Below are 21,181 nucleotides of genomic sequence, written 5' to 3'. Positions count from 1 at the left end.
TGAAAGCTGAAGCGATCGCTGAAGCAAAAGAATTGGCAGGAGCGTAATCATGGCAAACTTTGGACCTAAAGATATCAAAAAACTCAGAGAGATGACTGATGCAGGGATGATGGACTGTAAAAAAGCATTGACTGAAGCTGATGGAGATATGGACAAAGCAGTTGCATGGCTTAGAGACCAAGGTATGGGTGCTGCGGCTAAAAAAGCCGGTAAAGTAGCTGCTGAAGGTGCTATCTCTGTAAAAGTTGAAGGTAAAAAAGCAGTGATCGTTGAGATTAACTCTCAAACTGACTTTGTTGCACAAAATGACAAATTTAAAGCACTGATGAATACGGTTGTAAATCATGCATTTGACAATAACCTTAAAGATGCAGAGGCGATCAATGCTTCTACGATCAATGGTGAACCATTCTCGGATTATCTTTCTCAGCAAATTGCGATCATCGGTGAAAAGCTTGATGTAAGAAGAGCAGCACTCATCGAGGGAGATGAAACGACTGCGGTAAATGGTTATGTTCACTCGAACGGTCAAAATGGTGTAATCATCGAAGCAAAATGTGACTCTGCACAAACAGCTGAAGCAATGACTCCTGTACTTAAAGAAGTAGCAATGCATGCAGCTGCAATGTCACCGAAAACACTTTCTTTTAAAGATTTTGATCCTGCATTCGTAGAAGAAGAGACTAAAGGTAGAATCATTGCTATTGAAAAAGAGAATGAAGAACTTTCTAGACTTGGTAAAACACTTAAGAACATTCCTCAGTATATCTCTATGAGCCAATTGACTGAAGAAGTTATGGCTGCAGCTGAAGCACTTCTTAAAGAAGAGCTTCAAGCTGAAGGTAAACCAGAAAAGATCTGGGACAGAATTCTTCCAGGTAAAATTGAAAGATTTATCTCAGACAACACTACACTTGACCAAGAACTATGTCTTCTTGATCAGAAATTTGTAATGGATGACAGCAAAACAGTTCTTGAATATGTTCAAGAAAAAGCAAAAGCGGCTGGCGGTTCAGCTGATATCGTACATTTTGTAAGATTGGAAGTTGGTGAAGGAATTGAAGTAGCAGAAGAAGATTTTGCTGCTGAAGTTGCTGCACAAATGGGATAAGGGTCTACCCTTACTCTTTTTTTCCTGTCCAGGCTGATCGCTTGGACAGACTCTTACGTATTTTCCTCTTTTTCTCAAACTATCCATCACATTTTTATGTTAAAATATACCAGTAAGTGGAACAAAGTCCACACTTGTAAAATAGTTTAAAGGCAGCAGATGTCCCAATTTTTATTGGAAGCACAAAATATTTCCCACGGGTTTGATACCCTTTTATTTCATGATGTAAACTTTTCTTTAAAACCATCACAAAGTGCGGCGATCATCGGTCGAAGCGGCTGCGGAAAGTCTACACTGTTACATATATTTTCAACGTTTATCAAACCTGATAAGGGCAGTGTCACATTGTTAGGAAAAGATCTTTATACGCTCGATGACAAGGCTATTGAAACATTGCGCCGTTATGATATAGGGATCATCTTTCAGTTCCATTACCTCTTCAAAGGTATGACAGCCATGGAGAATGTCGAAGTCGCCAGCATGTTAAGTGCTGAGAGTATTGATGATGCTATACTTGAAAAACTAGAGATCAAAGAACTGATGAAACAAAAGATAGGTGAACTCTCAGGAGGACAACAACAGCGTGTTTCCATTGCCAGGGTATTGAGTAAAAAGCCTCGTATTATTTTTGCTGATGAACCTACAGGAAATTTAGATAAAGAGACAGCCGAAATGGTGATGGATGTACTGTTACATTACATTAAAGAGACAGGCGCAGGGCTCTTACTGGTCACCCATGATGACAGTATGGAAGCACGCTGTGATGTGACGTATAAGATCGAAGATAAAATACTCAAGGAACTTAAGGAGAAAATATGAAAATAGATTTAATGAATGCACTCTATACTACTTCTATGGTGCTTTTGGCTTTTGTTGCAGCCTTAGTGATCACTAAAACGATCTCTAAATATACGGAAAAAAAGGATGGGAAACAAAAGTAGCAAGAAGTTGTATCTCTATCTTGCTTGTGTGATAAGTACACCTTCTAACATTTTGTCTATATCCCCATCAAGTATGGCATCGACATTGGTAAAGGCTTGATTGGACCTTGTATCCTTTACCTGCTGGTAGGGTTGCATGACATAAGAGCGTATCTGATGTCCCCATCCAATATCTGATTTTTCTATGCCATCTAAAGCCGCTTGTTTTTTTGCCATCTCATACTCATAAAGACGGGATTTGAGCATCTTCATGGCTGCCGCTTTATTTTTATGCTGGCTTCTGTCATTTTGACACTGGACAATGATGTTTGTCGGTATATGTGTCAGACGGATAGCTGATTCTGTTTTGTTGACATGTTGCCCACCTGCACCTGAGGCACGGTAGGTATCGACACGCAAGTCTTTGTCTTCGATGGTGATGTCTATGTCATCATCTATTTCCGGTGAGACCATCACAGAAGAGAATGAAGTGTGTCGTTTGGCATTGGAATCAAAAGGGGAGATACGTACAAGCCTGTGGATACCGTTCTCTACTTTGAGGTAGCCATAGGCATTTTCACCCTTGATAATGAAAGAGACATCTTTGATTCCCGCTTCTTCTCCGGCTTGATAGTCTAGTACTTCCACCTTAAAGTCATGTCTTTCTGCCCAACGCAGATACATACGGTAGAGTATGCTGGCCCAGTCCTGTGATTCTGTTCCACCGGCCCCGGGGTGTATGGAAACGATGGCATTCGCCCCGTCATGTTCACCACTGAGCATCATCTGCACTTCCAGTGCATTGGTACTTTCCTGTAGGTTCTCTGCATCTTCATAGAGCATCTCCAGGGTCTCTTCGTCATTCTCTGCTTTAGAGAGTTCAAAATATTCACTGGCATCATGGACTGCATCATAAGCACTGTTATAGGTGGCTAAAATACGTTCAGCTTTGGTTTTTTCCTGAGAGATCTTACCAGCATTTGCTGCATCGTTCCAAAAATTAGGATCTTGCTGCATCTCTTCGATCTCTTTGAGTCTTTCTTGTAAGAGGTCAGGTTTGACAATGTTTTTAATATTGTCCATTTTAATGGTAAGTGATTTGAGTAATTCGCTGTATTCGTATGCATCCATAGTAAAAACCTAGTGTAATTTTGATATGATTTTATCTAAATATAGCGAAATATGAGGTTAGAAATGATTATCGTTCAGACAATAGAGGCTTTACAGGAAGCAAAAAAAGCATTATCGGGTTCTATAGGTTTTGTTCCAACTATGGGAGCACTACATAAAGGACATCTTTCCCTCATACAGCAAGCAAAGAACGAGAATGATCATCTCATCGTTTCTATTTTTGTCAACCCTACACAGTTTTTGGAAGGGGAAGATCTGGATGCGTATCCCCGTAAAGAGGAAGCGGACATAAAGATATGTAAATTGGCAGGTGTGGATATCTTGTTTATGCCGAGGATCGATGCAATGTACGAGAAGGATGAACTGAGTATAGGTGCACCTGCGATCCGTGGGTACATTTTAGAAGGAGAAAAGCGTCCAGGCCATTTTGACGGTATGCTTCAAGTGGTCATGAAATTGCTTAATCTCAGCGGTGCAACAAATGCCTATTTTGGGAAAAAAGATGCACAACAGTTAGCTCTCATCACACAGATGGTCAAAAATTATTTTATGGATGTGAATATTATTCCTTGTGACATTGTCAGAGATGAGAATGGATTGGCTTTAAGCAGTCGTAATGTGTATTTGCAGGGTGATGAAAAAACGCGTGCACTCTCTCTTGCCCGTTCACTCAAACGCGCAACCAAAATGGTTATGGCAGGAGAACTCAATGTCGAAGTGATCAAAAAAGAGATGTTGATCGTGCTTGAAGAGACGGACCAGGTGGAGTATGTGGCTATTGTTGATAGAGCATTCAATGAACTTGACACGGTGGAGATAGGTAATACGATCATTCTAGTGGCTGCATGGGTAGGTAAACCTAGACTGATCGATAATTTGTGGATCTAAATGTACCTCTAAAATAGATCTTCAAAAAGTTCTTTGGTTGACTTCTCTTTTGCAGGCTTTGTGTTGACCGGTTTAGGTTCAGGTTTTGGTTCTAGTTTAAAAAGCTCTTTCACAGAAGGTTTGGATTTTATCTCCGGTTCTACAGTCACTTTTTTCTTTTCTTCTTTTTGTGCTACTGAAGGTTCCTGTATGACTACAGGTGGTGTTTTTGGTTCTACTTTGATCTCCGGACTGGTCACTTCGAGACCACCTTCTGGTTTCAGATAATCGAGCTCTACAAGTATGTCCAATACTCTTCTAAAGGTAGGGACTGCTGATTGTGATGCAAAGTATTTATAGGGTTTTTTAGCACGTATGACCAACGCACCGATGGTATATTTATGTCCTTCGTTGTCGTTGGCAAAACCATAAAAGCTGCTGTGGTATTCTCTCACATAGCGTCCATGTTTAGCGATGTGTGCTGTTCCTGTTTTCCCGCCTACTTCTAAGCCTGGGTACTGTGCTTTGACACCTGTACCGCGTTTGACTACTTCTAAAAGGATATTATGTATCTGGTTTGCCGCTTTTTTACTGACAGCTTGCATATTACCCACTTCAGGAGGAAGGGTATAGTGGTTGCCCTGTGCATCTTGCAGATAATCCACTAAATGAGGTGTCACAGCTAAACCATCATTGTTGAAAGCGGAGTAGGCTTTAAGCAGCTGAGTGAATGTCACCATCATACCATAGCCAAACGAAGAGTTCGCTCTATGCATTTTATGATCGAGTAGTCTAAGCGACTTGAGAGAACCCGGAAGATCACGTGAGAGGTCTATTCCGGTTTTTTGGGCGAGTCCAAACTTGAGCAGACCTTCTCTGAACTCTTTACCTGTAAGCAGCCATGAGATTTGAGAGGTACCGATATTGGAAGAGTGTACCACGATATCCGTGACGGAGAGAGACTCAAAATAATCATCATCACTCACATGCTGTCCCCCTGTAATATCAAATCTTTTATAGCCGGTCTTAAACCATGTGTCAGGGGTGATCCTTTTTTTGTCAAGTGCCATGGCAATCGTGATCGGTTTAAGGACTGAACCTGCTTCATAAGGGTATTCTGTAAATTTTGGTACAAGTGAAGCAATATCGTTTCGTGTAATGTGCGACGGGTCATAACGTTCAGAACTTGCCATGCTTAGTACCTTACCCGTTTCACTCTCCATGATGCCGACCAGGATCTCATCGGCATCAATACTGTGTTTCATTTGGTCTATCATCAGTTCAACACGTCTCTGCAGGGCAAGAGGAATGTTGAGATGAAGGTCTAATCCATCTACACGCTGCATCTTAATACTGTTCTTGTCATGAATGACCGCGCCGACCACATCACGCTTACCTTGGAAATATCCATTTTTCTTAGAGGTAATGTGCTTTTCATACGCACGTTCAAGCCCTTTTTTTCCTGCCGGACGTGTGTAACGTCCATCACTTTCATCTCCTACATAGCCTAATATCGGACTTAAAACATCACCTAGAGGGAAACGTCTGCTCTCACCATTTTCTATGATATCCAGACCATAGAGCACTTCTATGCCATTACGGAGTTTGATAGACTGAAATACATCCAGTTTTCGTAATTTATACGCAAGGGATTTAAGCTGCATCGCTGAACGTGCATTAATGGTTTTAGAGAGGATGATATTGCCTTTGATCTCTTTCCCTTTACGGTTTTTAAATCTTTTAAGGATCTCTTTCTCAGGAATACCGCTATAGATACTGAAGAGTTTGACAAACAGTGCTTTTTTGTCAGGGTCTATACTCGCTCCACGAACCACTGCCTGATAGGTTTTTTCTGAACTGCTAAGGGTATATCCGTCTTCAGAGATGATAGACCCGCGAAATGAACGGTCATAAATTGTAGTCGTATGGCTGGGGATATGTCTGTCTGATGAGATGGTTTTCAGTACGGAAAATAAGAACATACCCATGGCAAGCAATAAGAGTAAAAAAAGGAAAGAAATTTTGGTCTTTCTTTGATGTATTGCTCTGTTTTGTATGTCTTTATTCATATTTCCCTCTTATAGAGTGTCATTTTATCAAAGTTATCTGTTAAATCTGATAAAATACTAATGAATAAAAGAAAGAGAATATGATATGGTAGACAAACCCCTTTTAGCAGGTGTCATGACACTTTTGACACTTTCATTAGTGATGAGTTATTCTCTCTCTACTTATACTGTACTGCATTTTAATTATGCGGATTTTCACTTTTTTATACGACAATGTATGGCTGTTTTTATAGGGTTCGGAACGATGGTTCTTTTAAGTAGAATGGACCCTGATAAATGGTTCTCACGTATAGGATTGTCACTGTTTATCCTCTTTTTTATTCTGATGATAGGTATGCAGTTTTTACCTTCTTCTCTTGTAACAGCGGTAGGAGGGGCCAAACGATGGATACATGTAGGGCCTATGTCCATTGCGCCTGTTGAATTCTTTAAAGTAGGGTTCGTCTTCTTTTTAGCCTGGAGTTTTTCTCGTAAACTACTCAACAAAACAAAAATGCAGTTTTGGGAAGAGGTACGTACTTTTACGCCGTATCTCTTTGTGTTCATGGTGGCCGTTGTTATCATCGCTGTATTTCAAAAAGATCTGGGTCAAGTGGTGGTATTGGGAGCGACACTCATGGTATTGTTCTTGTTTATCGGGAGCTCATGGAAGTTCTTTCTCAGCCTGCTTTCCGTTGGTTTGTTCGCCTTTGTAGGGCTCATTATCCTGGCCCCTCACCGTATGGCACGGATCAAAAGCTGGTGGGGAACGGTACAAGACAGTATCCTCTCTCTTTTTCCTTTTGAATCGGTTCAGAACCTTCGTATAGAAGCAGGCAAAGAACCCTATCAGATATCCAATTCACTTAATGCCATTTATAATGGCGGTTTTTGGGGACAAGGTCTGGGCAACGGTCAGTTTAAACTGGGCTACCTCAGTGAAGTCCATACAGATTTTATTTTGGCAGGTATCACGGAAGAGTTAGGATTTTTAGGACTGTTCTTGGTGACACTGACCATCTTGTTCATAGTCTTCCGTATCTTTAAGATCGCTTCCAAAGTAAAAAATCCTATGTATTACCTCTTCTCCATAGGGGTAGGGTTGCTGATCTCGTTGGCATTTATCCTTAACTCTTACGGTATTTCAGGGATCACACCTATTAAAGGGATCGCGGTACCGTTCTTAAGTTATGGTGGTTCGCATATATGGGCTTCTTGTATCGCCATAGGTATGGTCTTGATGGTATCTAAAAAGGTACCAAGGGATGCTAAAGGAAGAATGCGATGAGTATTGTAATGACAGGTGGTGGTACAGGCGGACACTTGGCCATCATTAAGGCTGTGAAAGAGCATCTTAAAGAGGAAGAACTGATCTATATCGGTTCGACCAAAGGACAAGACAAACAGTGGTTTGAAGAGGATGATGAATTTGCATACACATACTTTTTTGAGACACGCGGCGTGGTAAACCAGGGTGCTTTAGGTAAGGTCAAATCACTGTTGATGCTGTTCAAAGCAACGATACAAGCCATTAAACTTTTAAGAAAACACAAGGCCAAAGTGGTCTTTTCCGTGGGCGGTTTCTCAGCTGCAGCCACTGCCTTTGCGGCCAAGATCTTACGTGTACCATTGATCATCCATGAACAAAATGCCGCACTGGGTTCACTCAACAAACTGCTCAAATCCCACTCTGCAGCATTCATCTCTTCATATCTTGAAGAGAGCCCTATCAAAGCCTACCCTATCAAGCAGATATTTTTCGATAATGCCCGCATACGGGATAAAGTGGGAACAATCATATTTCTTGGCGGATCCCAAGGAGCAAAAGCTATCAACAAACTGGCGTTAGAGTTAGCACCCGAACTCAAGGAAAGAGGAATCAGGATCATCCATCAGGCGGGCCAGAACAACATTGATGAGGTACAAAAAGCCTATGATGATCTGGGTATTGAGGCAGAAGTGTTCGGGTTTACGACTAAACTGGCAGAGTATATGAAAGAAGCTGATCTTGCCATAGCACGTTCAGGTGCTTCGACACTCTGGGAACTCTCGGCTACCGCTTTGCCTTCCTTGTTTATCCCTTACCCACATGCTGCGAGTGACCATCAGTTCCATAATGCACAGTTCCTGGTAGAAAAAGATCTTGCATGGATCATGAGAGAAAATGAGATAGATACTCAAAAAGTCCTTGCACTGTTGGATGAGGATCTGGCGGCGAAAAGCAAAGGACTGATGGAGATCGTTGAAAAAAACGGTAGCGAGAAGATCGCTACGTTATTGACACAAATCTGACACGATTATTAAGTATTGTCCAGTATTATTTCTTAAATTTTTAAGTAACAAGTAAAAGGGAATTAGAATGAAAAAATTGATGATGTTGATATTGTCTGGAGTCTCTGTTTTAGTATTGAGTGCATGTGGTGGTGGAAGTTCATCGGATGAATATGTTCCAGTTGATGTACATTATTTAACTGATGTTTTAGGTGATGGTATAGTAGGTGTTCCATACGATTGTATTGATTTTGTTGGAGAAACAGATGTTGATGGAGCTTATGAATTTAATCCAGATAACTATAGTTGTGAGTTTGACTTATTTGGACTTGTTGATGATCTTTATATCATGGACGAGATAGGTGGTGTCAATGGTTTAAATTATGACTGTTCTCCATCTGAAATATCAGGTATTACAGGAGATTTTATGGGTGCTGGTGGATTTAATTATGACATAGATGATTATTGCCTTATTGAAGCACCTATTTTATAGACTACTTGAGTAGAAATAGATTTTGACACAAATTTGACACAATTTTTGTGTAGTATATGTTTGAACCTATCCACAGTAAGGCTATATGTACTGAAATAGAATGTATAGTCCTACTAAATTCAACTCTTTACCTCTAAGTAACCACAATTTAGCTAAAATGTCACCAATTTATACAACACAATTTTAGGATCATTTTATCATGGATATCAGAAAAGAATTTCTAGACTTTTTTCAAAGTAAAGGGCACCAGCTCATCCCATCTTCACCACTCGTACCGGACGATGCGACACTTATGTTCACTAACGCGGGGATGGTACAGTTCAAGAACATCTTTACGGGTGAAGCACCTATTCCTGAGATACCGCGTGCTACCTCTTCACAAACCTGTTTAAGAGCGGGTGGAAAGCACAATGACCTTGACAATGTAGGTTATACTGCACGTCACCATACACTTTTTGAAATGCTTGGGAATTTCTCTTTTGCGGATTATTTCAAAAAAGAAGCCATCGCTTATGCATGGGAGTTTGTAACAAGTGAGAAGTATTTGAACCTTCCTGTAGACAAGCTTTGGGTGACTGTACATACGAGTGATGATGAAGCGGAAGAGCTATGGAAGGAACATATAGCAGCAGACCGTATCTTGCGTTTTGGTGATGCTGATAACTTCTGGCAGATGGGAGATACAGGTCCTTGCGGTCCTTCTTCTGAGATCTTCTATGACCAGGGGGAAGAGAACTTTAATGGTCCGGAAGACAAAATGGGTGGAGAAGGGGATAGATTCTTAGAGATATGGAACCTGGTATTCATGCAGTATTACCGTGATGAAACAGGTACACTGACCCCGCTTCCAAAACCTAGTATCGATACAGGTATGGGACTGGAGAGAGTGGTTGCCATCAAAGAGGGTAAACTTAACAACTACCACTCTTCACTCTTCATGCCTTTCTTGGAGAAGATCGGTGAACTTGTAGGTGCACCTTATGATTACGAAGCACCTAACTCTGCTTCTTACCGTGTGATCGCTGATCATTTACGTTCTTGTTCATTCCTGCTTGCTCAGGGTGTGAACTTTGACAAAGAGGGACGTGGATATGTACTTCGTCGTATCATGCGTCGTGCTATCCGTCATGGATATTTACTAGGATTACGTGAACCATTCATGTATAAACTGGTAGATACTCTGATCGAGCAGATGGGTGAACAGTATGAGTATCTTCCGGATAGAGCAGAAGCGATCAAAACATCCATGAAGATGGAGGAAGAGCGTTTCTTTGATACGATCGAAGCAGGGATCAAACTCTTCAATGAAGAGTTGAAAAATACCTCTGATGTGTTCAATGGTGAAGTAGCCTTTAAACTCTATGATACCTATGGTTTCCCGCTTGATCTTACGGAGGATATGCTTCGTGAGAAAAATATCAAGCTGGATATCGATGCATTCGATGCAAAGATGGAAGCACAGAAAGCGCAATCCAAAGCCAACTGGAAAGGTACAGGTGATGCTTCAGAGACAGGTGACTTTAAAGCACTGAAAGAAGCGTTTGATGTCAATGAGTTTGTGGGATATGAGAGTACAACTGCCAGCGCAAAAGTATTGGCTCTGTTGGATGCGGATTTTAATCAGGTAGAGCGCATTGACGGTAAAGGTTGGGTCCTGCTTGACAAAACACCTTTCTATGCAGAATCAGGTGGACAGACAGGTGACACCGGAACACTCAATAGTGATGTCAAAGTACTCGATACAAGAAAATTCTTAGAGATGAACCTTTCAGAAGTTAAAGGTAAGTTGAGTGTGGGTGATGAGGTAGAGGCTGTGGTAGATACCAGTCGTGCCGAGATAGAAAAACACCACTCTGCAACACACTTGCTTCATGCGGCACTTAGAGCCATTTTGGGAGATCATATCGCCCAGGCGGGTTCACTCAATGACGACAAAAGACTGCGTTTTGACTTCTCTCATCCACAAGCCATGACGGCAGAAGAGATCGTCAAAGTGGAAGCATGGGTGAACGATAAAATTTCCAGAGCCATCCCGGGTAAAACGGAAGTAATGTCTATAGAAGAAGCGAAGAACTCTGGTGCTATGGCCCTCTTTGGTGAAAAGTATGGTGATGAAGTACGTGTTGTCAGTTTTGCAGATGATTCTATAGAATTATGTGGTGGTACACATGTAGGGAATGCTGCGCAGATAGGTCTCTTTATGATCACTAAAGAGAGCGGTGTAAGTGCGGGTGTAAGACGTATAGAGGCTGTGTGTGGAAATGCTGCAAGAGAAATGGTCAATGGACTCAGAGATGAACTTAATGAGATCAAAGCAGAGCTCAAGAACCAAAATCCGATGGCAGGTATTGCTAAACTCAAAGAGCAGGTGAAAACACTGAAAGGAGAGTTGGCTTCAGCTATGAGCAGTTCTCAAAAAGAGTTGAGTGCTGTTGAGGTTAATGGCGTAAATGTCATTGTAGAAGAAGTTGAAAATGGTGATATTAAAACCATGATCGATGAGATCAAAAACAAATATGAGAACATTGCGGTGATGCTCTTTATGAAAAAAGGTGACAAGGTTATGCTTGCAGCCGGTTCTAAAAATACACCGATCAAAGCAGGTGACTGGATCAAGTCGATCGCACCGATCGTTGGCGGCGGTGGCGGTGGACGTCCTGACTTCGCACAGGCTGGCGGAAAAGACCCAAGCAAGATCACTACAGCCTTGGAAGAAGCAAAAGTCTATTTGAGTGAAGTATTGGAAGGCGGAAACTAAGATGACAGAACTCTTTAGCAACTATGGACATTTGATCGTTTTTTTACATGTACTTTCTGCCTTTATCTGGGTAGGCGGTATGATCGCGATCCGTGTGGCAGTCCATCCTGTCATTCAGCGAGGCGGTGTGACTGCAGCTGAGATGTTGGAAAATGATGTCAAGGCTTCTATGTTGGTACCCAAACAGAGATTAGGTATCACTCTACAGATCACAGGAAGACTTTTTAATCTTGTGATGCTTTTTATTGCACTGTTATTTGTTACAGGTTTGATCATGGCGATAGCGACCGGTGGACACCATGGTGATCTAAAATCGCTTTTTCTTTCTAAAGAGATCATTTGGACGATCATGGCAGTCAATTACACCTATATGTATATCAAACGTGCAAAAGCATGGCAACTGTTCTCTCAAGGTGAGGTTGCACTTGCTAAAGCACAGATGAGTTTTATCCCCAATTTACTTCTACCGATCAATATTGTGTTAGGAATCGTAGCATTATGGTTAGGTGTATCTCTTAGAGGATTGTAATGATCTATTTGTGTTCATCTTCTGAAAGCAGGGCGTTGCTTCTCAATAACTTTGGCATTGACTTTATACAAATGTCGGTAGCGTATGATGAAGAGCAGATCACTACATCCATTGCAAAAGATTTTGTCTACACCGCAAGTAAAGGTAAACTCAATGCAGCTATTCGTGCGTTTGGAGTGGAGACACCTCTGCTGTGTGCCGATACGGTCATCGCAGCTTCGGATGGAACGATCTTACGAAAACCCAAAAACAGAGAAGATGCAAGACGCATCCTGAACATCCAAAGCGGTTCGACCATCTCTATCATCTCCTCTGCCCACTACAAGTCAAAGCGTTTGGCTTTTTCAGATATCTCTGCAACGCATTATCATTTTTCTAGGTTTGAGGAAGAGGATCTGGAAAGCTATCTTGAGAGCGGATTGTGGCAGGGTAAAGCAGGGGGATGTATGGTTGAAGGTTTTTGTAAAAAATACATTCAGTCTGTAGATGGCTATGAAAGCACGGCGATGGGATTACAAGTGGAAACACTATTGCCATGGATAAAGGTGAAAAATTAATATGTATGAAAATGAATTAAAAGCCCTTAAAAAAGCAGGACGGTTCAGAGAACGCAAACTCTATGATGACAGGTTGGATGATCTGGCTTCTAATGATTATCTGGGGTTGTCACTCAATAAAAAACAGTTTAAAAAAGCAGTAAAACTGGTCAATGAATATGAAACGATCAGCTCCAAGGCTAGTATGCTGGTGAACGGCTATCACCCTATACACAGGATCTTTGAAATGACCATGGCAGAATATAACGGTTTTGAAGAGGGGTTAGTGGTAGGTTCGGGATTTCTGGCGAATATGGCACTCATAGAAGCACTGGTACGTAAAGGAGATATGCTTTTCATGGATGAAGAGTATCATGCTTCAGGTGTGATGGCTTCACAGCTTTTGGGAGACCGGGTGGTCACATTTGCACATAATGATGCGGAGGATCTGAGAGAAAAGTTAGCGGCATATCCGGCTAAAAGACAGATCATTGCAGTGGAAGGTGTCTACTCTATGGGGGGAGATCTTTGTAAGAAAGAGATCTTTGACCTTGCTGATGAAGCCCAAGCACTGCTTATCGTTGATGAGGCACACAGCGCGGGAGTCCTTGGAACCAAACTCTTGGGGATTTTTGAGTATTATGGTGTTAGGATCAACGAAAGACATATCAAGATGGGGACACTGGGGAAAGCTTACGGTTCTTATGGTGCCTATATCCTGGCTTCCAAAAACGTGATCAGTTTCCTGGAAAACAGAGCAAAACCGATCATCTACTCTACGGCACCCTCTGTGTTCGATACGGCATTGGCATTGGTCAATGTTGAACATATACGTAAAAAAGCAGAAAAATATAGAAAGAAGATCCTCGAACGGCAGACGGCGGTAAGAAAACAGCTGGGTATTGAGTGTCAGAGTCTCATCGTACCTATAGAGATGCCAAGTAATGAACATGCATTGTTCGTGCAGAAAGGGTTGATGGCCCAGGGGTATCTGGTAGGGGCAATCCGTCAGCCTACAGTGGAAAAGCCGATCATCAGGGTAATACTGAATCTGGGTGTCTCTGTCCAGAAGATCAGACATGCGTTAGCACTCATTAGCCATAACACGGTACAATAACCATTCAAAATAAAAAATGTATATATTTTTCATAAAGGGTCTGCGTGTTCAATAGTTTAGTAAAAGGTTCTATTATCTTAGCCATGCTATTTGGCGTGGCATTGACTGCAGCGTTTATTTATGCCTATGAAGAGATATCTTTGGATGCAGATAAACTCATCAATTATAAGCCAGAAACCTCTTCTGTCATTTATGACAGAAACGGTGAAAAACTTGCCTATGTCTTCAAAGACCAGCACCGTCTTTATGCACGCTATGATGAAATCCCGGGAGTCCTTGTAGAAGGACTCGTAGCCATGGAAGATACGCAGTTCTTTGAACACAACGGGGTGAACCCAGATGCGATCCTCAGAGCGATAGTCAAAGACATACAGGCGGGTGCTTTTGTTGAGGGTGGAAGTACACTGACCCAACAGCTTATTAAGAACAAAATACTCTCAAATGAAAAGAAACTGGCACGCAAGATCAAAGAGGCCATTTTGGCACTGAAGATCGAACATGAGCTAAGTAAAGAGGATATCATTGAACGATACCTCAATGAGATATCCTATGGAAATAATTATTTTGGTGTCAAAACCGCGGCAAACGGATATTTTCATAAGGAGCTTCATGAGTTGACGCTCAAAGAAGCGGCAATTTTGGTAGGTTTACCCAATGCACCAAGTTATTATAATCCTTTGAAACATTACAAACGTGCTTTGGACCGTGCCAATAATGTACTCTATCGTATGAAAAGTATAGGGTGGATCACGCAAAGTGATTATCTTAAAGCGGTAAAAGAATCTCCAGTGGTACATAAAACTTCATTGACACAGAATATAGCACCAGGTATTGTAGATGAAGTATTGAGACGCTTTAAAGGGAAATTGGGTGATATACGTACCGGTGGGTATGAGATCTATACAACGGTAGATATGAAACAGCAAGCCATTGCAAAAGAGGCAGTTGATTTTGCCTATAAGAAAGCACTCAAAAAATATAATGAGAAAGCAGAAACCTCTACATTGAATACTGCATTTGTAGCGGTAGAGAGTAAAACAGGTGATATTTTAGCGATGGTCGGTGGGGCAGATTATGAGAAGTCTGCCTATAACCGTGTGACACAGTCAAAGCGTCAGCCCGGTTCTGCATTTAAACCGTTTATTTACCAAACGGCTTTAGATATGGGGTACAATCCTGCAAGTCCCTTGACAGACCTTGCAAGAACTTTTCAGTATTATTATCAGGGGAAACCTAAGATTTGGGCACCTAAAAATTATGAACGTGACTTTAAAGGGTTCATACCTTTTAGAGAAGCATTGGTGCATTCACGTAATCTTGCGACGATCAATCTGGTAGCCGATCTGGGTGTGAGTACGATCCGTAAAAGATTGGCATTTTTAGATGTGCCGCATATCCCTAGAGATATGTCCATTGCCTTGGGTAACCTTGGGTTAAGTCCGTTGAAAATGGCGCAGATCTTTTCAGTATTTGCCAATGAAGGCCATATGATAGAGCCGAGACTTGTAAGCAAGATCATCTCTAAAGAGGGTGCAGTGATCTATGAAACACGTCCTAAAGAGATAGAAGACTTCACCACGCCTGAACAGGCATACTTGATGACCGACGTCTTGATGGATGTTGTGAAAAGAGGTACGGGTAGGAATGCAAGAGTAGATGGCATAGAACTTGCAGGGAAAACGGGAACGACCAATAACAATATCGATGCATGGTTCTGTGGATATTCGCCGACCATTGAAACGATTGTCTGGTTCGGTCGAGATGACAATACACGTATAGGACGCGGAGCGACAGGAGGTGCACTGGCTGCACCTGCATTCTCTTTTTATTATAAAAAACTGTTGGAGTTATATCCGGAGACGAAACGAACATTTGATATACCTGAAGGGGTATTTAGAGGTGAGTATCAAGGTAAGTCAGAACTTTATACACAAAATTCTCCGCTACCTAACAGTCACAAAAAGAGAGTGGAAAACTATGATGGGTATGATCAACTTTTAGCAGAAGAGATAGAGATCACAGAAGATAACAATCCTGATGAGGGAGAGATAGGCCTTGCCCCTATGATCAATATCGATGAGGATCCGGTTTCTCAAGAAGAGATGGCTGAAGAAGAGGATCCTTTACATCCTAAACGAAAAGTACCTTTGACCCCTGTTTCTAACGATAGTGGTACCTTGTTCTAGCATGCAAAAAGAGCTGATCTTTGTGCTTGACCCCATGTGCTCATGGTGTTGGGGATTTGCACCTGTGATAGAGGAGTTACGTACAACATTGAATGACAAGTATCTGTTCTCATTGGTCTTAGGTGGCTTACGTACTCAAGGTGAAATGCCTTGGAATGAGAGTTCAAAGGAGTATCTCAAGGGACACTGGAAACAAGTCTCACAAAGAACAGGACAAGTGTTTTCAGAGGGTTTATTTGAAAAAGAGTATTTTGACTACGATACCTATCCTGCATGTAAGGCAGTGATAGCCGTAAGAGAATTATTTGGTATGCAAAGTGCTTTTGACTATCTGCATACGATACAAGAAGCATTTTATACCAGAACTGAAGATATTACAAATTCAGAGGTCTTACTGCGTTTATTGCATGGGTCAAAGTCAGATGAAAGTGCATTTCGAACGTTCTTTGAAAGTGACAGAGCACAGCTTCTTATGGAGCACGATTTCGCAAAAGCACGTTCTATGGGAGCCAATGCATTTCCTTCGGTGGTTGTTATAGATGAAGAGGGACATATGGTATGTCAAAAAGGTTATAGAAGTTTACAAGAGATGAAAAAGTTATTGGAGGATTCATATGCATAGTTTCGCACCGGAGATCATACTTATCACTATACTGGGGCTTGTCGTTTTTTCAGATGCCTTGGCCAACAGATTGAAAATACCTTCAGTATTTTTACTGCTTATAGGTTCATATTTGATCTATATGTATGTACCCATAGCTGTACCGATAGACCTTCCACACTATTTTGATACGATCATTCTATTTTGTATCCCTCTTATCTTTATGGGGGATGCTTTGCATCTGCATTTTAGTGACATTAAAAAACACGGCTGGAGTATCTTCTATCTGGCAGTGGTTGCAGTGGCTCTCTCTATTACAGCCGGAGCGAGCATGTACTACTTCGGGATCTTTGAGGGGCTTACCCTTGGTGCCTATGTCTCGCTTTTTGCGATCAATATGGCTACCGATGCGGTGAGTGTGCAGTCGGTGCTTTCCCGATTTAAAGGGATCGGGCATGATATCAAAGTGTTGATCGAGGGTGAATCTTTGGGTAACGATGCCACTGCAGTCATCGCTTTCTTCTTCATAGGACTTCCCTGGATGATGAGCGGTACAATAGATGCAGGAGAAGCGACCATGGATGCACTTCGTGTGTTCGCTGTGAGTATAGGGATCGGGATAGGTTTTGGATATCTCTTCTATATGATGATGAAACTGATAGAGGATAAGCGAGGAGAGCTTTTTGTTTTTATCATCGAAGCGTATCTTGCCTATGTGGTAGCTGAGCATTTTCATGTCAGTGGTATCTTGACGTTGATCACGGCTATCATTGCTACCAAGGCTTGGATCGATATGGATATGAAAATATTGGATGAAGAGGAAGCCAAAAAGAGCAAAACATTTTTACAGAAGCTTCGTCTGCATGGGATTGACTCGACGACTTCTGAACGCATGGAGTATATCTATGAGATGGCCAAAGAGTTTGGATATATCGCGGCAGTCATGATCTTCTTTGTACTGGCAGAGATGGTAAGTCTTGAGAAGTTCTGGGAGTATAAAGTAGAGATATTCGCCATGTTCATCATTACCACATTGATCCGTGCGATATCTATGGCAAAATTTGCGTTTTGGGGCAGTAAACTGGAACAGATCAAGCCTGTGGGGTTTGAGGGATGGTTCATATTGACCTTCTCTGGAATGAAAGGGGCTCTTTCTATCATCCTTGTACATATGATCCCTGCATCATTTGCGTATAAAGAACTTTTTGAAGTGGTAACTACAGGTGTCGTTATGCTCTCTATCTTTGGCTATGGTACAACACTTTGGGCCTATTTTACTTTCTTTAGGAAAGCGGAAGAGAAGAAGTTGTTTACGCACTAGTTCTATATACTTTTCTAGATAAAGAACAATGTGGAATCCTTTATAAAGTTATATGTAATAAGGGATTGATGCATTTGTTATGTTTTAAACCACCAACCACTCCAATTTTTGATATGATTTGCCAATATTTCATAACCTTTATCTCTTGGGTGGGCACCATCATTGGATAAAACTTCATTTTTCCATATTTGATCATTGGCTAATTTTTCAAATACGGAAAGATATGGGATTTCTAATGCATTACACAAAGCTTGATATTCAATATCTAACTCTTTAATCATCTTGTTTTGTTCTTCATCATCAATTGGAGGCATACCTATCATGATGACATCATATTTTTTTGAGGCATGTACTAATATAGTTTTAGCGTTTTCAATACTATTTTCCAATGAAACTCTTTTTTGTCCATTTTCCATCACTGTATCATTCACACCAAACGAAAAAACAACTTTATTCTCTGAAACTTCTGGGAATCTAGCGTGACATTCTGCTTCCCATCTTTTTAATATATCTCCTGATGTCTCTCTTCGAATACCAAGATTATAATGTGTAATATCTAGATTGTTGTTTTGAGAATTTTGACTTAGTCTTCCTGTCCATCCAAGTTTAGTGGGATCTCCTGTACCATTAACAAAAGAGTCTCCAACATAGCATATACGAACATCTCTCATTTTCAACCTTTAATATTTGATATTTTTTATGAAGAGTATAGCAAAAATTATTGATTAAAGTTTGCAGTAATAATTCCATAAAATTATATAGTTTATAAGGTTTTGAATTAAAGATTGCGTTAATATTAATAGGTTTCTCTTAATGATCTATTAGATATTCTCAGTAGATTCCTGGAAATAAGCGATAGTGTACACGTTTTGTATAATCTTGATACCCCGGTAGCTCTTTCTGAAGAGTGTTATCCTCAAGTGTGGTTCGTATGACAGCTATGATCAATGCCACCACTACAGGGATAAGGGTCCATATGGAGTTCAAGGCCATGATGATACCTGGGAGTGCCAGAAGGTTTCCGGCATAGCCTGGATGACGTACGATACGGTAAGGACCGCTGTCGCAGACCGAATGTCCACGATCCTTTTGGATATGTACCGTACTAGAGAAAAAACGGTTCTCTATTAAAGCCCATGCGGCGAATGTGTACCCAAGTGCAATGAGAATGAGACCGAGGATGTGAAGCCATATGGAAAACAGAGGTGTCCATCCATAGCGGTGATCAAGTCCTGCAACGATGACAATGGGGAATGTGAGACTTATCGCCATCAGTGGGGAAAGTACTTTATCCCATGGTTTTGCATTCAGAGTCCTTTCAGAGGTAGCCCGTTCTACCAGAATTCCCGGATGCCGCTTTTCTGCCAAAAATCGACCGCCAATACCGGAAAGAAAAATCAGAACGGCATAGATCCAGGCCTGCCACCAGCTAAAATCTCCTCCGAAAATCAGGAGAATCAATGGAATGAAGAGGTACATGAATATCAAAGCAAACCATAGGCGAGGGCTTGGGGCTTGATTTGTGGTTGGATCAACAGTGTTCGATGTCATTTTTTTACTCCAAAACAAGCTAAAATTTCATTGAGTGGCTTATGGTAAACATGTGCTTATCAGAGGCATAAAGTACTCACCTATTGGGTATATCCATCTTAAGAGTATATCACAAAAGTCTCTTGATACAAAAAATATACCTTCGATTAAAAACCTTATAAAATATATTCTATAATGGAAGATTTTATAATGAAAACTATAAACTCAAAAGGGTTTAAAAAATGAAATGTCTAGATAGGCTTTGAAGAAAAAGAGGTGTCTCTCGGGCAGAAGCCCGAAAGGAAAAATTAGCAAGAGTAAGTTGAGATGAACTCGTATGCTGTTGGTCTACCTTCATCTGGCCAAACTTGTCTTTCAAACTGGTAGTGTTGGTATGTGTCGATAAACTCTTGAGTAAATACTGGCTTCAAGAAGTCATTATCAGCGATAAGACCTTCAAGTGCTTCTCTGAGTGTGTGAGGCATTTGAGCAATATTCTTCTCTCTGATCTCATCAAGGCTAAGTTCAAACAGGTCGATATCCATTGGACCAGCTGGAATATCTTTGTTCTTGATCCCGTCAAGTCCTGCCAACATCAATGCAGAGAATGCAAGGTAAGGGCAAGCTGTAGAATCTGGGAATCTAGTCTCGATTCTTGTTGCCATCTCACCCGCACCATAAGGGATACGACAAGCTGCTGATCTGTTTTGGCTTGAGTAAGTCAAGATAGATGGTGCTTCAAATCCTGGAAGTAGTCTCTTGTAAGAGTTTGTACTTGGGTTTGTAAATGCAGATACTGCTCTAGCATGCTTGAAGATACCACCAAGGTAGTGAAGTGCTGTCTCAGAGAGGTTTCCATATTCACCTTCTTTGTAGAAGAGGTTTTTACCGTTTTTCCAGATAGATTGGTGTACGTGCATACCGTTACCGTTGTCACCTACAAGTGGTTTAGGCATGAATGTTGCTGTTTTACCGTTAAGGTGTGCAACCATTTTTACAACATACTTATACTTTTGAACGTTATCTGCAGCTTCGATCAGTGTACCGAATTTGATACCGATCTCACCCTGTGCCTGTGCAACTTCGTGGTGTCCAAGCATTACTTCAAGACCTACTTCTTCAAGAAGTAACATCATTTCAGCTCTTAGGTCTACCATAGAGTCTGTAGGCATTACAGGGAAATATCCACCTTTGGTACCTGGTCTGTGACCCATGTTACCACCTTCATACTCTGTATCTCTACTCCAAGCACCTTCTTGAGAATCTACTCTGAAATAAGAAGAGTTTACATCATCTCTAAATTTTACATCATCGAAGATGAAGAATTCATTCTCAGGACCGAAGTATGCTGCATCACCTACACCAATTTCTTCCATGTGAGCAAGTGTCTTCTTCGCGATAGATCTTGGACATTTAGCGTAAAGCTCATTTTTGTAAATATCATAAACATCACAGATAACAATGATCGTACTGTCAGCAGTAAATGGATCTAAAAATGCAGTCTCCACATCTGGTTTAAGTATCATATCTGATTTTTCAATCGGCTGCCAAGCGTCGATCGATGAACCATCAAACGGAAGACCTGAATCAATCATAGAAGCTTCAACAGCACTCATTCTATATGTAATATGATGCCATGCACCTTTAATGTCTGTAAATCTAAAGTCTACAAACTCTACCTCATTCTCTTCGCAATATTTGTAAAACTCATCTGTGTTGTTAACAAATTTACCCATGTAACTACTCCTAAATAAAAATTTTC

Annotated in this window: 19 protein-coding genes; 14 read left to right on the top strand and 5 right to left on the bottom strand. The window is 41.1% G+C overall.

Features of this window, described 5'->3' with window-relative positions; genetic code table 11:
* The first annotated feature begins 49 nt into the window (after positions 1-49).
* The 3 genes from tsf (at position 50) to SULAR_RS11435 (ending at position 2,052) form a co-directional block, all read left to right on the top strand.
* Positions 50-1,111 carry a translation elongation factor Ts gene (tsf, locus tag SULAR_RS09750; RefSeq protein ID WP_008245554.1) on the top strand — a complete coding sequence of 354 codons (1,062 nt, stop codon included), beginning with the start codon at positions 50-52 and terminating at the stop codon, positions 1,109-1,111.
* Positions 1,112-1,270: 159 nt separating this feature from the next.
* Positions 1,271-1,930: an ABC transporter ATP-binding protein gene (locus SULAR_RS09745; protein ID WP_008245552.1), complete on the top strand. Its 660-nt coding sequence runs from the start codon at positions 1,271-1,273 to the stop codon at positions 1,928-1,930.
* Complete coding sequence (locus SULAR_RS11435; protein WP_255344741.1) at positions 1,927-2,052, top strand: hypothetical protein; 126 nt, start codon at positions 1,927-1,929, stop codon at positions 2,050-2,052. The genes SULAR_RS09745 and SULAR_RS11435 overlap by 4 nt, the downstream gene beginning before the upstream one ends.
* A gap of 15 nt (positions 2,053-2,067) precedes the next feature.
* On the opposite strand, the gene prfB is transcribed toward SULAR_RS11435, so the two are convergent.
* Positions 2,068-3,162, bottom strand: coding sequence for a peptide chain release factor 2 (gene prfB, locus SULAR_RS09740; protein ID WP_008245549.1), 1,095 nt, complete (start codon positions 3,160-3,162; stop codon positions 2,068-2,070).
* Positions 3,163-3,225: 63 nt separating this feature from the next.
* On the opposite strand from prfB, the gene panC reads away from it, so the two are divergent.
* Positions 3,226-4,050, top strand: coding sequence for a pantoate--beta-alanine ligase (panC, locus tag SULAR_RS09735; RefSeq protein ID WP_008245547.1), 825 nt, complete (start codon positions 3,226-3,228; stop codon positions 4,048-4,050).
* 8 nt (positions 4,051-4,058) lie between these two features.
* Here the strand turns inward: panC and SULAR_RS09730 are convergent, their stop codons facing one another.
* Entirely contained in the window at positions 4,059-6,098 is a 2,040-nt protein-coding gene (locus SULAR_RS09730) for a penicillin-binding protein 2 (protein WP_008245544.1), read from the bottom strand.
* 85 nt (positions 6,099-6,183) lie between these two features.
* On the opposite strand from SULAR_RS09730, the gene SULAR_RS09725 reads away from it, so the two are divergent.
* From SULAR_RS09725 to SULAR_RS09680, 10 genes are all read left to right on the top strand, one after another.
* Positions 6,184-7,365, top strand: coding sequence for an FtsW/RodA/SpoVE family cell cycle protein (locus SULAR_RS09725; protein ID WP_008245536.1), 1,182 nt, complete (start codon positions 6,184-6,186; stop codon positions 7,363-7,365).
* On the top strand, positions 7,362-8,369 hold the full coding sequence (gene murG, locus SULAR_RS09720) for an undecaprenyldiphospho-muramoylpentapeptide beta-N-acetylglucosaminyltransferase (protein WP_008245534.1): 1,008 nt from the start codon (positions 7,362-7,364) through the stop codon (positions 8,367-8,369). Before SULAR_RS09725 ends, murG begins: the two co-directional genes overlap by 4 nt.
* A 67-nt stretch (positions 8,370-8,436) precedes the next feature.
* Positions 8,437-8,841, top strand: coding sequence for a hypothetical protein (locus tag SULAR_RS09715; protein ID WP_008245531.1), 405 nt, complete (start codon positions 8,437-8,439; stop codon positions 8,839-8,841).
* Between the two features lie 199 nt (positions 8,842-9,040).
* Positions 9,041-11,599, top strand: a complete 2,559-nt coding sequence (gene alaS, locus SULAR_RS09710) for an alanine--tRNA ligase (protein ID WP_008245529.1) — start codon at positions 9,041-9,043, stop codon at positions 11,597-11,599.
* A gap of 1 nt (position 11,600) precedes the next feature.
* A complete protein-coding gene (locus SULAR_RS09705; RefSeq protein WP_008245527.1) occupies positions 11,601-12,128 on the top strand; it encodes a hypothetical protein in 528 nt (175 codons plus the stop codon).
* Positions 12,128-12,685, top strand: coding sequence for a septum formation inhibitor Maf (gene maf / locus SULAR_RS09700; RefSeq protein WP_008245521.1), 558 nt, complete (start codon positions 12,128-12,130; stop codon positions 12,683-12,685). The genes SULAR_RS09705 and maf overlap by 1 nt, the downstream gene beginning before the upstream one ends.
* Position 12,686: 1 nt before the next feature.
* A complete protein-coding gene (locus tag SULAR_RS09695; protein ID WP_008245520.1) occupies positions 12,687-13,781 on the top strand; it encodes a pyridoxal phosphate-dependent aminotransferase family protein in 1,095 nt (364 codons plus the stop codon).
* A gap of 44 nt (positions 13,782-13,825) precedes the next feature.
* Positions 13,826-15,967, top strand: coding sequence for a transglycosylase domain-containing protein (locus SULAR_RS09690; protein WP_008245519.1), 2,142 nt, complete (start codon positions 13,826-13,828; stop codon positions 15,965-15,967).
* A 1-nt stretch (position 15,968) separates the two neighbouring features.
* The gene (locus SULAR_RS09685; RefSeq protein WP_008245518.1) at positions 15,969-16,589 is read left to right on the top strand and encodes a DsbA family protein; all 621 of its coding nucleotides are present in this window, start codon (positions 15,969-15,971) and stop codon (positions 16,587-16,589) included.
* Positions 16,582-17,889, top strand: a complete 1,308-nt coding sequence (locus SULAR_RS09680) for a sodium:proton antiporter (protein WP_008245517.1) — start codon at positions 16,582-16,584, stop codon at positions 17,887-17,889. Before SULAR_RS09685 ends, SULAR_RS09680 begins: the two co-directional genes overlap by 8 nt.
* A 77-nt stretch (positions 17,890-17,966) precedes the next feature.
* Here SULAR_RS09680 and SULAR_RS09675 read toward each other — a convergent pair whose 3' ends face one another.
* From SULAR_RS09675 to glnA, 3 genes are all read right to left on the bottom strand, one after another.
* Positions 17,967-18,560, bottom strand: a complete 594-nt coding sequence (locus SULAR_RS09675) for a GDSL-type esterase/lipase family protein (RefSeq protein WP_008245515.1) — start codon at positions 18,558-18,560, stop codon at positions 17,967-17,969.
* Positions 18,561-18,720: 160 nt separating this feature from the next.
* Positions 18,721-19,440 carry an isoprenylcysteine carboxylmethyltransferase family protein gene (locus SULAR_RS09670; protein ID WP_008245514.1) on the bottom strand — a complete coding sequence of 240 codons (720 nt, stop codon included), beginning with the start codon at positions 19,438-19,440 and terminating at the stop codon, positions 18,721-18,723.
* Positions 19,441-19,727: 287 nt separating this feature from the next.
* Positions 19,728-21,155: a type I glutamate--ammonia ligase gene (glnA, locus tag SULAR_RS09665; RefSeq protein WP_008245513.1), complete on the bottom strand. Its 1,428-nt coding sequence runs from the start codon at positions 21,153-21,155 to the stop codon at positions 19,728-19,730.
* Positions 21,156-21,181: the final 26 nt, after the last annotated feature.

The sequence above is a fragment of the Sulfurovum sp. AR genome (genome assembly GCF_000296775.1).
Taxonomy (GTDB): Bacteria; Campylobacterota; Campylobacteria; order Campylobacterales; family Sulfurovaceae; genus Sulfurovum; species Sulfurovum xiamenensis.
This window is presented reverse-complemented; position numbering and strand designations above follow the sequence as displayed.

What these genes read in the sequence shown, in the direction of transcription:
- SULAR_RS09675 (WP_008245515.1), bottom strand. Translation starts at nt 18,560, where the DNA reads ATGAGAGATGTTCGTATATGCTATGTTGGAGACTCTTTTGTTAATGGT.
- alaS (WP_008245529.1), top strand. Translation starts at nt 9,041, where the DNA reads ATGGATATCAGAAAAGAATTTCTAGACTTTTTTCAAAGTAAAGGGCAC.
- SULAR_RS09745 (WP_008245552.1), top strand. Translation starts at nt 1,271, where the DNA reads ATGTCCCAATTTTTATTGGAAGCACAAAATATTTCCCACGGGTTTGAT.
- SULAR_RS09730 (WP_008245544.1), bottom strand. Translation starts at nt 6,098, where the DNA reads ATGAATAAAGACATACAAAACAGAGCAATACATCAAAGAAAGACCAAA.
- glnA (WP_008245513.1), bottom strand. Translation starts at nt 21,155, where the DNA reads ATGGGTAAATTTGTTAACAACACAGATGAGTTTTACAAATATTGCGAA.
- SULAR_RS09725 (WP_008245536.1), top strand. Translation starts at nt 6,184, where the DNA reads ATGGTAGACAAACCCCTTTTAGCAGGTGTCATGACACTTTTGACACTT.
- SULAR_RS09680 (WP_008245517.1), top strand. Translation starts at nt 16,582, where the DNA reads ATGCATAGTTTCGCACCGGAGATCATACTTATCACTATACTGGGGCTT.
- SULAR_RS09705 (WP_008245527.1), top strand. Translation starts at nt 11,601, where the DNA reads ATGACAGAACTCTTTAGCAACTATGGACATTTGATCGTTTTTTTACAT.
- SULAR_RS09670 (WP_008245514.1), bottom strand. Translation starts at nt 19,440, where the DNA reads ATGACATCGAACACTGTTGATCCAACCACAAATCAAGCCCCAAGCCCT.
- tsf (WP_008245554.1), top strand. Translation starts at nt 50, where the DNA reads ATGGCAAACTTTGGACCTAAAGATATCAAAAAACTCAGAGAGATGACT.
- prfB (WP_008245549.1), bottom strand. Translation starts at nt 3,162, where the DNA reads ATGGATGCATACGAATACAGCGAATTACTCAAATCACTTACCATTAAA.
- panC (WP_008245547.1), top strand. Translation starts at nt 3,226, where the DNA reads ATGATTATCGTTCAGACAATAGAGGCTTTACAGGAAGCAAAAAAAGCA.
- murG (WP_008245534.1), top strand. Translation starts at nt 7,362, where the DNA reads ATGAGTATTGTAATGACAGGTGGTGGTACAGGCGGACACTTGGCCATC.
- maf (WP_008245521.1), top strand. Translation starts at nt 12,128, where the DNA reads ATGATCTATTTGTGTTCATCTTCTGAAAGCAGGGCGTTGCTTCTCAAT.
- SULAR_RS09685 (WP_008245518.1), top strand. Translation starts at nt 15,969, where the DNA reads ATGCAAAAAGAGCTGATCTTTGTGCTTGACCCCATGTGCTCATGGTGT.
- SULAR_RS09695 (WP_008245520.1), top strand. Translation starts at nt 12,687, where the DNA reads ATGTATGAAAATGAATTAAAAGCCCTTAAAAAAGCAGGACGGTTCAGA.
- SULAR_RS11435 (WP_255344741.1), top strand. Translation starts at nt 1,927, where the DNA reads ATGAAAATAGATTTAATGAATGCACTCTATACTACTTCTATGGTGCTT.
- SULAR_RS09715 (WP_008245531.1), top strand. Translation starts at nt 8,437, where the DNA reads ATGAAAAAATTGATGATGTTGATATTGTCTGGAGTCTCTGTTTTAGTA.